Annotated in this window: 14 protein-coding genes; 9 read left to right on the forward strand and 5 right to left on the reverse strand. The window is 36.7% G+C overall.

Translation table 11 applies throughout. From position 1 onward, the window contains the following. The first annotated feature begins 19 nt into the window (after positions 1 to 19). Positions 20 to 1,258, forward strand: a complete 1,239-nt coding sequence (locus tag ACMW72_RS08915; RefSeq protein ID WP_418368486.1) for an HNH endonuclease — start codon at positions 20 to 22, stop codon at positions 1,256 to 1,258. A 164-nt stretch (positions 1,259 to 1,422) separates the two neighbouring features. On the opposite strand, the gene ACMW72_RS08920 is transcribed toward ACMW72_RS08915, so the two are convergent. Further along, positions 1,423 to 2,028 (reverse strand): hypothetical protein, encoded by a 606-nt coding sequence (locus ACMW72_RS08920; protein ID WP_418368487.1) that lies wholly within the window; start codon positions 2,026 to 2,028, stop codon positions 1,423 to 1,425. 431 nt (positions 2,029 to 2,459) lie between these two features. Between ACMW72_RS08920 and ACMW72_RS08925 the strand changes: the two genes are divergently transcribed. From ACMW72_RS08925 to ACMW72_RS08940, 4 genes are all read left to right on the forward strand, one after another. Beyond that, the gene (locus ACMW72_RS08925; RefSeq protein WP_012749085.1) at positions 2,460 to 2,630 is read left to right on the forward strand and encodes a helix-turn-helix domain-containing protein; all 171 of its coding nucleotides are present in this window, start codon (positions 2,460 to 2,462) and stop codon (positions 2,628 to 2,630) included. After that, on the forward strand, positions 2,627 to 2,827 hold the full coding sequence (locus ACMW72_RS08930) for a helix-turn-helix domain-containing protein (protein ID WP_012749084.1): 201 nt from the start codon (positions 2,627 to 2,629) through the stop codon (positions 2,825 to 2,827). The genes ACMW72_RS08925 and ACMW72_RS08930 overlap by 4 nt, the downstream gene beginning before the upstream one ends. A gap of 1 nt (position 2,828) precedes the next feature. Next, positions 2,829 to 3,068 (forward strand): hypothetical protein, encoded by a 240-nt coding sequence (locus ACMW72_RS08935; RefSeq protein ID WP_418368488.1) that lies wholly within the window; start codon positions 2,829 to 2,831, stop codon positions 3,066 to 3,068. Between the two features lie 329 nt (positions 3,069 to 3,397). Further along, positions 3,398 to 4,108 carry a helix-turn-helix domain-containing protein gene (locus tag ACMW72_RS08940; protein WP_418368489.1) on the forward strand — a complete coding sequence of 237 codons (711 nt, stop codon included), beginning with the start codon at positions 3,398 to 3,400 and terminating at the stop codon, positions 4,106 to 4,108. 408 nt (positions 4,109 to 4,516) lie between these two features. Here ACMW72_RS08940 and ACMW72_RS08945 read toward each other — a convergent pair whose 3' ends face one another. Further along, complete coding sequence (locus tag ACMW72_RS08945; protein WP_418368490.1) at positions 4,517 to 4,861, reverse strand: hypothetical protein; 345 nt, start codon at positions 4,859 to 4,861, stop codon at positions 4,517 to 4,519. Positions 4,862 to 5,005: 144 nt separating this feature from the next. On the opposite strand from ACMW72_RS08945, the gene ACMW72_RS08950 reads away from it, so the two are divergent. Together ACMW72_RS08950 and ACMW72_RS08955 are read left to right on the forward strand one after the other, a co-directional pair. Continuing rightward, on the forward strand, positions 5,006 to 5,155 hold the full coding sequence (locus ACMW72_RS08950) for a hypothetical protein (RefSeq protein ID WP_418368491.1): 150 nt from the start codon (positions 5,006 to 5,008) through the stop codon (positions 5,153 to 5,155). Further along, positions 5,152 to 6,549 (forward strand): recombinase family protein, encoded by a 1,398-nt coding sequence (locus ACMW72_RS08955; RefSeq protein WP_418368492.1) that lies wholly within the window; start codon positions 5,152 to 5,154, stop codon positions 6,547 to 6,549. Before ACMW72_RS08950 ends, ACMW72_RS08955 begins: the two co-directional genes overlap by 4 nt. On the opposite strand, the gene rlmD is transcribed toward ACMW72_RS08955, so the two are convergent. Further along, the gene (gene rlmD, locus ACMW72_RS08960) at positions 6,546 to 7,934 is read right to left on the reverse strand and encodes a 23S rRNA (uracil(1939)-C(5))-methyltransferase RlmD (RefSeq protein ID WP_418368493.1); all 1,389 of its coding nucleotides are present in this window, start codon (positions 7,932 to 7,934) and stop codon (positions 6,546 to 6,548) included. The genes ACMW72_RS08955 and rlmD overlap by 4 nt on opposite strands. Before the next feature lie 223 nt (positions 7,935 to 8,157). Here rlmD and ACMW72_RS08965 point away from each other — a divergent pair, with 223 nt between their 5' ends. Both ACMW72_RS08965 and ACMW72_RS08970 read left to right on the forward strand, forming a co-directional pair. Then, positions 8,158 to 9,522: an alanine/glycine:cation symporter family protein gene (locus tag ACMW72_RS08965; protein WP_418368494.1), complete on the forward strand. Its 1,365-nt coding sequence runs from the start codon at positions 8,158 to 8,160 to the stop codon at positions 9,520 to 9,522. 141 nt (positions 9,523 to 9,663) lie between these two features. Then, on the forward strand, positions 9,664 to 10,293 hold the full coding sequence (locus tag ACMW72_RS08970; RefSeq protein ID WP_418368495.1) for a hypothetical protein: 630 nt from the start codon (positions 9,664 to 9,666) through the stop codon (positions 10,291 to 10,293). A gap of 110 nt (positions 10,294 to 10,403) precedes the next feature. Here the strand turns inward: ACMW72_RS08970 and ACMW72_RS08975 are convergent, their stop codons facing one another. Then, the gene (locus ACMW72_RS08975) at positions 10,404 to 11,702 is read right to left on the reverse strand and encodes a (Fe-S)-binding protein (protein ID WP_418368496.1); all 1,299 of its coding nucleotides are present in this window, start codon (positions 11,700 to 11,702) and stop codon (positions 10,404 to 10,406) included. Beyond that, complete coding sequence (locus ACMW72_RS08980) at positions 11,699 to 13,105, reverse strand: FAD-binding oxidoreductase (RefSeq protein WP_418368497.1); 1,407 nt, start codon at positions 13,103 to 13,105, stop codon at positions 11,699 to 11,701. Before ACMW72_RS08980 ends, ACMW72_RS08975 begins: the two co-directional genes overlap by 4 nt. Positions 13,106 to 13,141 lie beyond the last annotated feature (36 nt).

Below are 13,141 nucleotides of genomic sequence, written 5' to 3' on the forward strand. Positions count from 1 at the left end.
AAAAAAATAGGAGGACTTTATGGCTCAACCTAGGAAATGGCTTGATGAGATTATAGATGTTCTTGAAGAGTTAGGTGGAAAAGCATCTCTATCAGATATCTATAAAAAAATCGAACAACGTAACATCATGAATTTACATAGAACATGGACTGCATCTGTTCGCAGAACAATCGAGTCTTATTCAAGTGATTGCGATGCATTTTATGGAAAAGAAGATATCTTCTACTCTGTAGAAGGTAAAGGGAAAGGGATATGGGGGCTAAGAAAATATCAAACAAAAGACAACTCAAATTCTACTAGTAAGCTAGGAACAAATAATTATAGCCCATCTCCTTTTTCTAACAAAACAACTATCGCTATAGCACCAACAGACCTTAATTGGTTCTATTATTTAAGAGAGCAATCTAATACTAATATAGTTAACTTTTGGACCCCGACCCCCTGGAATATTAAACGGCTTAAAGAAGGCGATAAATTTTATTTTCTACTAAAATCTCCTATTAGAAAAATAGGGGGCTTTGGATATTTTAAAAAGTATGACAATATGAGTGTGTATGAGGCTTGGATTAAATTTGGAAAAGGCAATGGTGTATCAGATTTAACAGAACTAGCTGAACGCTGTTCCAACTATGTTAGAAAACATACAAAGAAGGATTTAAATATTGATGATCTAGAAATCGGTTGTATTGTCCTAGAAAATCCAGTTTTCTTTGATGATGAACATTTTTTCTCACCGGAAAAATTTGAATTTAACTTTGCTCCACAGATAGTAAAGATAAAATACTTTGATAGTGACTTTCCAGCCCATATCGGCGAAACTATGAATAAAAATAATAACTTCAATCTGATTTTGGAAAATAATACTGAATACCAGATGCAAAAATCAAAAAAACGCAAGGGGCAAAGTGAATTTAGAAATAAAGTATTGAAAGCATACGATTATAGATGTGCAGTAACTGGCGAGACTTGTATTGAAGTTCTTCAAGCAGCACATATACAGCCTTATATTAACGAACAAAGCAATCACATACAAAATGGTATTTGTTTAAGAATTGATATTCATAAGCTGTTTGATGAGGGATTAATTACAATTAACGATGATTATAGGATCATTGTAAGTCCTCTCCTAAATACTAGCCCTTATAAAACATTAAATGGTGTTAAAATCAATTTACCGAAAGACCCTCATTCTTACCCATCATTAGAGGCACTAAAACAACATAGAAAAACATTATTCAGAGGAAATATTAACGATTAAATTTAGGTGGCTATTTTATGCCACCTTTACAACCATAAGACATTACCGAATAAACTGCTCTTACTCAGTTTGTCATTCGTAAACCTAATTGTCACTTGGTGAATTATAGAAAATTTTTATGTACTCCATCCTCTTTTCCAAATCTTTTTGATAACTTATTTAAATTATTTCTCCTTCTCCGCTACTATTGAAGTTATAAAAGAATTAATATACTTACAATACCTGTTTATCGCTTCATAGCAGATATATTTCACAGACCAATATCCAGTCTGATTATTAAACCACTCCAAATATTCTGGAGTTAGCTCTTTCTTTTTAGGGCGCATCTTTTCATATTCCTCCCATGTAAATTCCTCAAAGAAAAGACTATTATCTTCCGTTTGAGCGATATTCTCTCCTACAATGTGATACATCATTCCATCAAATAATCCGTATTCTAAAGTACGATAATGCACATCATAATTCCTTATAATCCTCAACACTTTTAGGAGGGGGTCTTCCGTAACAAGTTTTTGTTCCTTAGATATATTCCATTCATTGAAAATATTTAAATCTAATAAGTCTTGCTTTAGCATATCTTTAATTGTGCCGATAAAATGAATTGCAGCAGTTGCATATGTTTCTGCAACCCGAATATCATCTGCTAGGTTAATGGAATTAACCATATAAATAGCTTGGTCTAAAACCCTTTTCCTTGTTCTTGATAATTTTGATAGTGTTGCATTCCAATAATCAAACTGAATATTAATCTCATTTATATCATCCCACATATTTACCCCTCTTTCTTATTACATTAGAAAATTTACCCCTACCCAGTGCCGAATAAATTACTTTTTCTACTTCATGCGGGCGGTATCCTTTGTTTCCCCTGTACGAAATTTTTATGAATTGCTTTGTACGCACCTTTTCACTATATAAACAGACGCTCTTTACATCCCAATCATTTTTATGGTTATCATACATATTTTGTAAAGGTAAAATCATTTACATATTATATTCAGATACCTCTATTTCCCTTTTAAAAATGCTTACGTCCTCCCTCCCGCTACGTCTAATTTTCTATTTTCTTGACGCACAAACCCCACTCCTATCATTTTTTGTTTTTTATCCAAAAATTTTTAATATTTTACACACAATTTTGTTAATCTTGTATTCTTTTTCTTATATTTACAATGAACGCTAATAAGATAGGAGGTATTTTATGGAACTATTAAGAGTATCTGATGCAGCTAAATTGTTACGGTTATCAGTCAATAAAACGTATTCTCTCATTAGGCAAGGTGTCATCCCCCATACTCGTATAGGTGGATCGATTAGGATTGTGAAAGAAGAACTTGAAACATTCCTTAAAAAAGGTGGTGAACAACAATGATACTAGACAAATTAGGTAAACTTTTTACAGCGGAACAAATCGCTGAACGGTTAAACGTTTCAAGTAGAACAGTCTACAATTGGATAAACCAAGGAAAATTAAAAGCTATGAGATTAGGCAGCAGTACCTTACGGATAGCGGAAAGTGAATTAAATAACTTTATTTTACAATCTATGAATATGAAGGAGGAGAACTAATATGGTTACTTTTGAAACTGCGGCTAGAGTATTAGGAAAGTTCAATATTACTTTCACAACCGAAGGGGTGAGGTCTTTAGTACAACGTGGGCTACTAAAAACAGTCCCCCGCCACAATAGCCACATTATTCGTGGCTCTCGTTACGGCTATGGAATTGACTTAAATTCATTAATTGATATGTTACGAAACAAAGGAGTGCCAGATGATGAAATTAAAGATGTTTTAGACATAGAGTTATAACCGCCCGCCTTTTTATGGCGGGTGTTTTAAATTTTTCACAAGTTGTTCCGCAACAAAATATTACCATAGAACGATAACTAGTACAGAGGATTATTTTTTATTCCACTTTGTCACTAACTATTGCCGTCGGGGGATGTAAACATGCAAAAATACTTTAACAGAAAACAGGCTGCACAGTTTGTAGGAGTTAGCCCACGCACTATTTTAAGAGCGATGGTATAAGTCTAATCAATTGATAACGGTGAAAATAAAGGGACTTGTTGTCCTTTTATTTTTGAATGTGAAGAGCTTGAAAACTACAAAGAAAAAAGAAAGGGTGGGAAGCATAAATGAGAGAAAGATTTACAGGAAAGGCTAATGAATATCTAGCCGAAATTGCTAAAGATGGCAAATATACAGATGCCAATAGGGGCTATGTAATCATTCCACATAAAATAAAACGATGTCTAGGCTTGAGTCTATATGAAAAGATGCTATTGGAATGCTTGTTATCCTATATGGGAGATAGCAACAAATGCTACCCCACGCAGGAAAGGCTTGCCCTGCATATGTCATGCAGTTCAAAAACAGTAGAAAGACACTTGAAGTCACTTAAGGCTAAAGAGTTTATTGAAATCGAAAAACCTAACAAAAATAATGTGTATTACCTCCCTAATAATTTGCATGAAAACCCTTATCTATTATTGTCTGAAAAAACATATGAATTCATGAATTCAGTTCGGGGAAAGGTTAATAGCGGCGACCTGGATAAGTGGGTGGCGGAAGTTGTGGAGTCTGAAACATACCAAGAGTTCATCACAAAGTTACGTAATACGTTGAGAATTAAATACACTCAAGAGTCGAGTGGTGTTAACGTATTGGAAATTGCGTTATCCGGTTATAGTAAACATGACTATGTGGAAAAGAAAGTGGGAGAAATACTCGAAGAATACAAATCCTTTATGCAAAAAGAGTTTGAAGAAAAGTTTAAACAAACTTCATGCTCAATAGACTTAAAGTCAGTTCAAGACACTAATAAACGTGAAAGTCTGTTGAAATGACAGAAAGTCTGTTGAAACTACTGGGAAATAGACACAAAGTCTGTTGAAACTATTGTGAACAGACTGATAGTCGCACTAATAATAATCATAATCCATAAAATAAACATATCTTTCATTAAAAATCAAGAGAGAGAATAAACAGCGTCCGCCGCTGGCGAACGCTTCGACTCTCTCTCTCTTTCTTTATGAGATATAGAGGGAGGGTAAAGAGTTTAGGGAGTTTAATAGTGAAAGCAACTTTACTTTTTTGTTTTTGTTTGGATATTCCGCCACCCGCTCACCGCTTGCAATCTTTTCAACGGCGGGGGAACGTAAAACCTCACTAAACGCACAGAAACGTCCTTTATAGCCTTCTAAAATGTTTCCTAGTTATACCCCCTCCCTAACCATTCAAAACATAAAATCTTCTTAAAAGAGGAGCAGTAAAAAAGCTATTAAAGCTAATATCAAAAACATAAACGGAAAAAACGTTAGGATTATTCCTGCAATAGCCATACCTCTACCTCTAGTTGACTTCCTAGCCCGTAACCCCATAGGAAAACCTACTAGGGAAAAAACACCTGCAATTATCATATATGTTGCACCTATATCTGAAGTATACCCCATATAACTTTCGTTTACCGAAGTTATAATTGCGAAAAGAGTAAATATGGACGCAAAAATTCCTAATATCATAGATGCTATAGCCGAACCTAATCTGTCTTTTTGTGGCTTTCCCGCTTTTACTGTTTTTGTTGTAACTTGTCCTTGCATAAAACCTCTCTCCTTCCTATGTACGTATACCAATATAAACTCTAATTAACTTATTTTACATTTTCAACATCTTTTTTCCACGAAAAATCATCGCAACTCTTTCTACCTATAAAACGATTACTAGGGTGGAAGGAGGAAACAACCATGATAATTGAAAGAGTATTTACAGGAACAGAAACTTTACTAGAGGTTTTATCATCATTGATAGATTATCAGATTGACAAATTGTTAAATGCTTCCTACGATGATGATAGAACTAATGTCACTCCTGATAAAAAAGGAGTGGCTGAATGATGAAATGTGCAATTTATGCTCGTGTAAGCACTCACAGAGAAGAGCAAAAAAACAGTTTACACAATCAAATTTCTTTAGCTGAAAGTATCGCTAAAGAGCACGGCTTTACTATCGTTGGGCGGTATATTGATAACGGTATTAGCGGAACAGGTTTTAACAATCGCCCCGAAATCATTCGTTTAATGGAGGATGCAAAAAAGAAAAAATTTGATGTTGTCATAGCCAAGTCTGTTTCACGCTTAGGAAGAAACCTTTATAAGAGTTTGCAATTAGCCCACGAACTTGAACAACAAAACATTCGCTTAATCTTGCCTGAGGATGACTATGACACTAAATTAAACCCTAGTAGACTAATGTTTAATCTCAAAGCAATCTTTGCTGAGGAAGAGAGTATAAAACTATCTGAACGTACTAAACTAGGGCTAAGAGAAAGGGCTAAACAAGGGAAATACAAAGCGTCTTTACCTCCGTATGGCTACAAAATGAACAATGAAACCCAAAAACTTGAACCGAATGAGGAAACTGCTCCGATTGTACAAGAGATTTTCAGGCTTTACCTTTATGAAGGCTGGGGTATGTATCGAATTGCCAACTATCTAATGAGAAAAGGTATTCCCACCCCTAGAACAGTATCAGGAGCGATAAACGCAGGTACAAAGTGGCATCAAAACACAATTAAAAGTATTCTGACGAACCCTGTTTATACAGGTAAATTAGTTCACTGCCGTGAAGAAACAACGCACACTCTTGCAAAATCGGAACTTTACAAATTAAGAAGAAAAGTTGAGCCTGATAAACAAATTGTGATTGAGAACGCCCACCCTGCTATTATTTCAGAGGATGATTTTCAGGCTGTTCAACAACTTATGAAGAAAAAAGGAAAAAGCAAAAGCAACGGAAGGGAAAGCCTTTTTGCTCATATTGCTAAATGTGCTGACTGTAATAGCGGTATGCACTTTAGAAGCGACAGACGTAAAGGTGCATATGTTTGTGGGGGTTATGTAAAACATTCATCCTCCTATTGCTCTTCTCATATCATAGAGGAAAGTTTGCTTTTACAAGCGGTAAAAGATGATCTAAAGGCTCTGATAAAGGATAATATCAAATTAGAAAGCCTTTACGGAATAGCGGAAAAGAAGGCTAGCTCTTTGAAGTCTTCTTTTACAAAGGAATTAAAACAGATTGAAAGGCAGATTGAAAAGCTAAATAATCAATTTGTCAGTTTATTAACCCTCCATGCCGAGGGGGCTATTAACACAGAACAGTTTAAACATCAAAATGAACGAATAGCCCATCAACTTCAAGAGTTAGCAAATAAGAAAGCTGAAATACAATCCGCTTTAGAAACTAGAAAAGATATCACAGAACAGCTACAAGCCTTTGGTACAGTTTAATCGACTGTATCTTTTAAAACAAGTTTCGCTATCACCTCAACGTGGCTCGTCTGTGGGAACATATCGATCGGTTGAATGTATTCGACTTGATAGCCTCCTTTTAACAGGATCGCCAGATCTTTTCCTAATGTAGAAGGATTACAAGAAACATAGATGAAGCGCTTTGGTTTCACTTGGAGAATCGTCTCAAGTAATTTTGGATCCAGTCCTGTTCTTGGCGGATCGACAATTAATACATCGATTTGAAAGCCGTTATTCACCCACCTTGGGAGTATTTCTTCTGCTTTTCCTAAGGTGTACTTTACATTGGTGTAACCGCCAGCTTCGGCATTCTTTCTCGCATCTTCTATTGCTTCTTTAATAATGTCCATTCCATGAACCTCTTTGGCTGACTTGGCCAACCATAAACCAATGGTACCTACTCCACAATAAGCATCGACAACCACTTCGTTTCCCGTTAATGCCGCTGCTTTTTCGACTTCCGTATAGAGTTTCACCGTTTGTTCTGGGTTAAGTTGGAAGAAGGCTCGTGGTGATAAGGAGAATTCAATCCCATTTAATCTTTCAATGATTCTTTCTTCTCCCCAAAGAACTTTTGTCTTATTCCCAAAAATAATCGATGTCTTCACTGGATTGATATTTTGCATGATACTTTTTAGATAAGGAAGACGATAGCGCAATTCAAGAATCAGTTCTTTAACCCTTGGAATTTCCTCCGTGGCTGTGATGAAGGTTAGTTGAGCTTCTTCGGTTTCAAAGCCTATCCTTGCCACGAGGTGTTTCACAACTCCTTTTCGTTTTCGTTCATTATAAATGGGGATTCCTAATTCTTGAATCACATCTCTAGCTACTTGGATCATTTCGTTGACTTTTGGATGTTGAATTGGGCAAGAGCTAATGTCTACTAATCGGTGACTTCCCATCTCATATAAACCTGTTAATACTTTTCCTTTGATTTCTTGTAAAGGAAGTTGAGCTTTATTGCGATAATCCCAAGGATTGTCCATTCCGATCGTTGGCCGAATCTCCACATCTTTAAGATGGGCATATTTTTCAATCGCTTCCCGTACCAGTTCTCGCTTTGCCTCTAACTGTCCTTCATAGGCCAAATGTTGTAATGTGCATCCTCCGCATTGTTCATATACTGAGCAAAGGGGTTTTATTCTTTGTTTTGACTTTTTTTTAATTTTGATCAGTTTCGCTATCGCGAAGTTTTTTTCAACCTTTTCTATTTTTGCTACCACAATCTCCGTAGGCAATGCTCCTGGCACAAATAGGACTTGGCGATTCAAGTAACCAATTCCTTCACCATTAATCCCAATTTTTTTTATTTCTAGTTCTACAACTTGACCAACATAAAACGATGTTTTTGTCTTTTGCTTCATCTTCCATGACTCCATATCACTCATTTTCTGATTGGTTTACTATTAAGCATTTCTTAATTTATCATATTTTATCAAATAAATCAGCTAAGAAAGCCCTTTCGCTTTCACGCTGTAAAATATTTATATTTTAAAGCGATTTTTTATTTACGAATAGATCATTTTCATGTAAACTTATTAAGAAATAATAGTTATAATTTTGCGAAAAAGAAAAGGGAGGAAAAGAATGTTAAACGAGCTAATTGGAAAAATTAGTGATTTTGTTTGGGGACCACCCATGTTAGTACTTCTCGTTGGCACTGGTGTTTTTTTATCCTTCCGTTTAAAGTTTTTACAATTTTCCCAACTTCCTTATGCTCTAAAGTTGGCCTTTTCAAAAAATCAAGATCACTCTTCTGAAGGGGATGTTTCCCATTTTGCTGCTTTAATGACCGCGTTAGCGGCAACTATTGGTACAGGTAACATTGCCGGCGTAGCAACGGCTGTTATTTTTGGTGGGCCAGGTGCTGTTTTTTGGATGTGGATGACTGCCTTATTTGGTATGGCTACCAAATATTCTGAAGCGATTCTTGCAGTCAAATTTCGTACCGTAGATGCTAGAGGAGAAATGGCAGGAGGACCCATGTACTACATTGAAAAGGGTCTTGGTTGGAAATGGTTGGGTATCTTATTTGCAATATTTGCTTCCATAGCAGCCTTTGGAATTGGTAATATGGTGCAGTCGAATTCTGTTGCCTATGCTGTAAAAGAATCAATGGGTGTGACTCCTTGGATAACAGGACTTATACTTGCTCTTTTTACTGGCTTTGTCTTACTCGGCGGAATCCAAAGTATTGGTAAAGTAAGCTCTTTTTTAGTTCCAGTAATGGCTTTATTCTATGTAGCTGGTGGCATCATTATCATTCTCATGAATTTAGATAAAGTCCCAGAAGCTTTAATTCTTATCTTTAGTAATGCATTTTCTGGTAAGGCTGCTGCAGGAGGGGCGTTGGGTACAGTTATCCGCTACGGGGTAGCAAGAGGAGTATTTTCAAACGAAGCTGGTCTCGGATCTGCGCCAATTGCTGCTGCTGCAGCTAAAACAGATATGCCTGGGCGTCAAGCTCTTGTATCGATGACAGGTACATTCTTAGATACAATTGTTGTAGCTTCAATTACAGGTTTAGTCTTAGTGATGAGTGGCCTCTATTCTGGCGTAGATCTTAAGAATCCTCAAGCCGCCGAAATAACGGTCAGAGCGTTTGAAATGTTCTTACCTCATATTGGCCAATGGATTGTTTCAATAGGAATTATTCTTTTTGCCTATTCTACTATTATTGGTTGGGCATATTATGGTGAAAAAAGTTTTGAATACCTTTTTGGTACCAAATCAATCTTTTTCTATCGTTTAGTATTTACCATTGCTGTCTTTGTTGGTACAACTGTTGAATTAAAAACAGTTTGGAATATTGCTGATGTGATGAATGGAATGATGGCGATTCCTAACTTAATTGGCCTTATTGGTTTAAATGGAGTAATCGTTGCCGAGACCAAACGATTCCAAGAACAACGAAGAATCGAAAAGCAAAAACTGAATTCAATCTTGGGTTAACCCCCTTTTTTCTAAGTGCTTCCCATTCGGGGGCACTTTTTTTAATGAATCTACACCCTTATCTACCATGCCAGACCCTTGATGTTCTGCTATAATATTTTGAATGAAAAGGAAGATTCGTTTAAGAAATGAGGTTTGATGATGGATATTAAGGCAATCGAACATAAAATGAAGGAAAAGTCTAATTTTTCAAGTTTGGAACTGAACCAGTTATGGAAACAAACACTTCAAGGAGATCAAGAAGCATTTTTGAACCTAAAATACTATTATATGAATCTGCTATATCGAATCAAGCCCTTATACCAACATGTGGATGATATGATTTTCTTTCGTTCATTAGAAAATGCAGTGACTAAAGCGCTGGAAAGAGGAGTCAAGTTCCAAATCGAAGATGTTCAATCTTATATGCATGTTGCTAGTGAAACTTATTTTAAATCATTTTTCAATCCAGAATCTGATTCTTTACATCTCCCTTCTAACCTCCTCTCAGCTTTTTCACGGTTAGAAGAAATCTTTCAACATCTACCTGAATTAAAAGAAAAAGATGAACAAACACAAATTCAGTTGTTGTCTAAGGGATTTGAATACCCAATATTTGAAACCAGACTTTTGTATTATAGCTACTTGAAATGGAAACAAAATCGATTACGACAAGTGGATATTGATCTAACAGTTACATTATTACCCGGTCCACAAAGAGTAGAATGGGAAATTTTTTATGAAAAACAGTTAGCCGATATTGAAGAGACGATTCGAAAAAACATGGATTGAATGAAATAGGCTTGTATGTTCTATAAGCTGATTCTTTAGAGCGAGCTTTCCCACCGACCTTATTTACGGAAAGCCGTAAGGTTAGGAGCAGCGTTAGAACGTACAAGCCACTATTCAATCCCTGCAGACTCAGCAAGCAGCTCTACTAAATGGACCGCACGAACTTTCCCTTTTAATCCTTCATTTAAAATTCCTTTTTGCATCTGGATTAAACAGCCTGGATTCGTTGTGATTATTGTAGTAGCGTGTGTATCTTTTACCGTGTCCATTTTTAATGAAAGAATTTTCATCGATTCTTCATAATGAATCAGATTATAGATTCCTCCTGAACCACAGCACATATTGGGTCTTTCCATTTCTACCAATTTTAAGCCTGGAATTGATTGGATTAACTGTAAAGGCTCATCTTTTACTTTCTGTACATTGGTCATATGGCAAGACCTCTGATAGGTTACAGTTTCATTGATTGGATATTGTAATGGTAAATTCCCTGCTTCTACTAAGATTTGACTAATATCTCGTACTTTTGAGACAAACACTTTCGCTTTTTCTTTATAATCAGGGTCATTTTCTAATAAATGGTCATATTCTACTAAGGCTGCTCCACAACCTCCGGCATTATTCACAATGTAGTCCACATCAAGTTGGGAAAAAACATCAATATTCTGTTTTGCCAATTCTAATGCCTGATTATGCTCGCCAGAGTGAGCATGTAAAGCTCCACAACAGGTTTGTTTTTTAGGAATAATCACTTCTACTCCTGCTAACTTCAATAATTCGATCGTCAATCGGTTGATCCGTTGGTAAATCCCTTCCATGACACATCCTTGAAAAAAGGCTACCTTTAACTTTGGTTTTTGCTCTGGTAAGATATGTTTTCCTACCATTTTTCTTTCCTTGATCGATGGCAATGGTGGAAGTGTTCTTTCGAATTCGCCTAAATGATTGGGAAATCGATCTAATATTTGGGTTTTTTGCAACACCTTTTGGAGTCCCGATTTTTGATAAAGCCATATTAGATTACCTAATGAGACCATTACTTTTTGCTTAGGAAAGACCTTTTTAAATAAGACATTGCGTATCATTTTAACGGTTGGTGTATACTTTTTATGTTTGGCTAAAACAATTTTAGCAGCCTCATGAATCTTTCCATACTGAACTCCTGTTGGACAGGCTGTTTCACAAGCACGGCAACCCACACAAAGCTCAAGCGGTTCCATAATTTGCGTAATATCTTGAATTCTTCCCTCTGCTACCATTTTGACAAGATTAATTCTACCCCGTGGAGAATGAGTTTCTCTTTCCATCGTCATGTATGTGGGGCAAACGGGCAAACAATACCCGCATTGAACACAGGCATTGGTTAAATCATAACGCAATTCTTTCTGTAACTCAGTGAGCAGAATCATTCGCTTAACACCAACTTTTGCCCAGGTTCTGGGAAAATTTTGCCTGGATTGAGAATGTTATTGGGATCCCATGCTTCTTTAATCCGTTTCATCATCTCTAAACCCACTTCACCTAATTCCATTTTCATAAAGGGAGCCTTCATGGTTCCAATACCATGTTCTCCTGAGAGTGTCCCTCCAAGTTCAATTGTAGCGCGAAAGATTTCTTCTACGGCCTTTTCTACCCGTTTCATCTCTTCTTTATCTAGTTTATTCGCAATAATATTGGGATGCAGATTCCCATCACCAGCATGACCAAAAATCACAAGATGAAGCTGATATTTTTCTTTTATTTCTTTTAACCGTTTAAACATCTCTGGAATTTTGCTTCTTGGAACCGTTGCATCTTCAGAAATTTTGGTTGGTTTAATTTTTACAATTGCTGGAGAAACCAGTTTTCTCGCCCGCCATAGTTCTTCCCGTTCTTCTTTGGTCGTGGCGATTTTCACTTCTCTCGCTCCAAGCCCTATGCAAATTGCTTTTACTTTTTCAATTTCATCTTTCACTGCTAAAGGGTGCCCATCTACTTCTACAAGGAGAATCGCTTCTGCGTCACGGGGAAGGCCTACAGGTTCATAGTCTTCAACCGCTTGAATGGATGCCTGATCCATTAATTCTAATTTGGAAGGTAAAATACCACTTGTTAGTATTTTCGAAATCGCCCGGCCTGAATCGACAATATCATCAAAAATAACCATTGCTGTTTCTGTCGCTGGTGGTTTGGGGATTAAGCGTAAGATTGCCTCGGTAATAATCCCAAGTGTGCCTTCTGAACCAACAATCAGCTTGGTTAAATCGTACCCCGTAACGTTTTTCACCGTTTTCCCACCTGTACGAATTACTTTCCCTTCAGGGGTTACTACTTCAAGTCCAATCACATAATCTTTGGTTACTCCATATTTTAATCCCTTTGGGCCACCCGAATTTTCCGCTAAGTTACCGCCAATCGTTGAAACATTGGAACTGCTAGGGTCAGGCGGGTACATCAAACCATATTGTTCGGCCGCTTTATGAATATCTGCGGTTAAGACTCCAGGGGAGACGATTGCTACTAGATTATCTGGATCGATAATCAGGGTTTGGTTCATTTTCGATAAATCAAGAACAAGCCCCCCTTTGACTGGCAAAGACCCACCACTCAACCCCGTAGATTGTCCGCGAGGGTAAATAGGGAACTTCTCTTGATTGGCTAATTGGACGAGACGAACAATTTCCTCTGTACTTTTCGGCTGAACAACGATATCTGGCAAATACGTGCCAAAAGAAGCATCATAAGAATAACTATATAAGTCGGAAATATCGGTCATGACTCTTTTCGGATCGGGTATTAATCTCTTAATCTCCTCTATTACTCTATTTTCCATTATTATCCCCTCCCAAAATTGCCTTGCATAAAGACA

Source organism: Tepidibacillus sp. LV47 (genome assembly GCF_048381575.1).
Taxonomy (GTDB): Bacteria; Bacillota; Bacilli; order Tepidibacillales; family Tepidibacillaceae; genus Tepidibacillus.

Bases quoted from the DNA above. Each gene is read 5' to 3' on its own strand.
- ACMW72_RS08915 (WP_418368486.1), top strand. From the start codon at position 20: ATGGCTCAACCTAGGAAATGGCTTGATGAGATTATAGATGTTCTTGAA.
- ACMW72_RS08920 (WP_418368487.1), bottom strand. From the start codon at position 2,028: ATGTGGGATGATATAAATGAGATTAATATTCAGTTTGATTATTGGAAT.
- ACMW72_RS08925 (WP_012749085.1), top strand. From the start codon at position 2,460: ATGGAACTATTAAGAGTATCTGATGCAGCTAAATTGTTACGGTTATCA.
- ACMW72_RS08930 (WP_012749084.1), top strand. From the start codon at position 2,627: ATGATACTAGACAAATTAGGTAAACTTTTTACAGCGGAACAAATCGCT.
- ACMW72_RS08935 (WP_418368488.1), top strand. From the start codon at position 2,829: ATGGTTACTTTTGAAACTGCGGCTAGAGTATTAGGAAAGTTCAATATT.
- ACMW72_RS08940 (WP_418368489.1), top strand. From the start codon at position 3,398: ATGAGAGAAAGATTTACAGGAAAGGCTAATGAATATCTAGCCGAAATT.
- ACMW72_RS08945 (WP_418368490.1), bottom strand. From the start codon at position 4,861: ATGCAAGGACAAGTTACAACAAAAACAGTAAAAGCGGGAAAGCCACAA.
- ACMW72_RS08950 (WP_418368491.1), top strand. From the start codon at position 5,006: ATGATAATTGAAAGAGTATTTACAGGAACAGAAACTTTACTAGAGGTT.
- ACMW72_RS08955 (WP_418368492.1), top strand. From the start codon at position 5,152: ATGATGAAATGTGCAATTTATGCTCGTGTAAGCACTCACAGAGAAGAG.
- rlmD (WP_418368493.1), bottom strand. From the start codon at position 7,934: ATGAAGCAAAAGACAAAAACATCGTTTTATGTTGGTCAAGTTGTAGAA.
- ACMW72_RS08965 (WP_418368494.1), top strand. From the start codon at position 8,158: ATGTTAAACGAGCTAATTGGAAAAATTAGTGATTTTGTTTGGGGACCA.
- ACMW72_RS08970 (WP_418368495.1), top strand. From the start codon at position 9,664: ATGGATATTAAGGCAATCGAACATAAAATGAAGGAAAAGTCTAATTTT.
- ACMW72_RS08975 (WP_418368496.1), bottom strand. From the start codon at position 11,702: ATGATTCTGCTCACTGAGTTACAGAAAGAATTGCGTTATGATTTAACC.
- ACMW72_RS08980 (WP_418368497.1), bottom strand. From the start codon at position 13,105: ATGGAAAATAGAGTAATAGAGGAGATTAAGAGATTAATACCCGATCCG.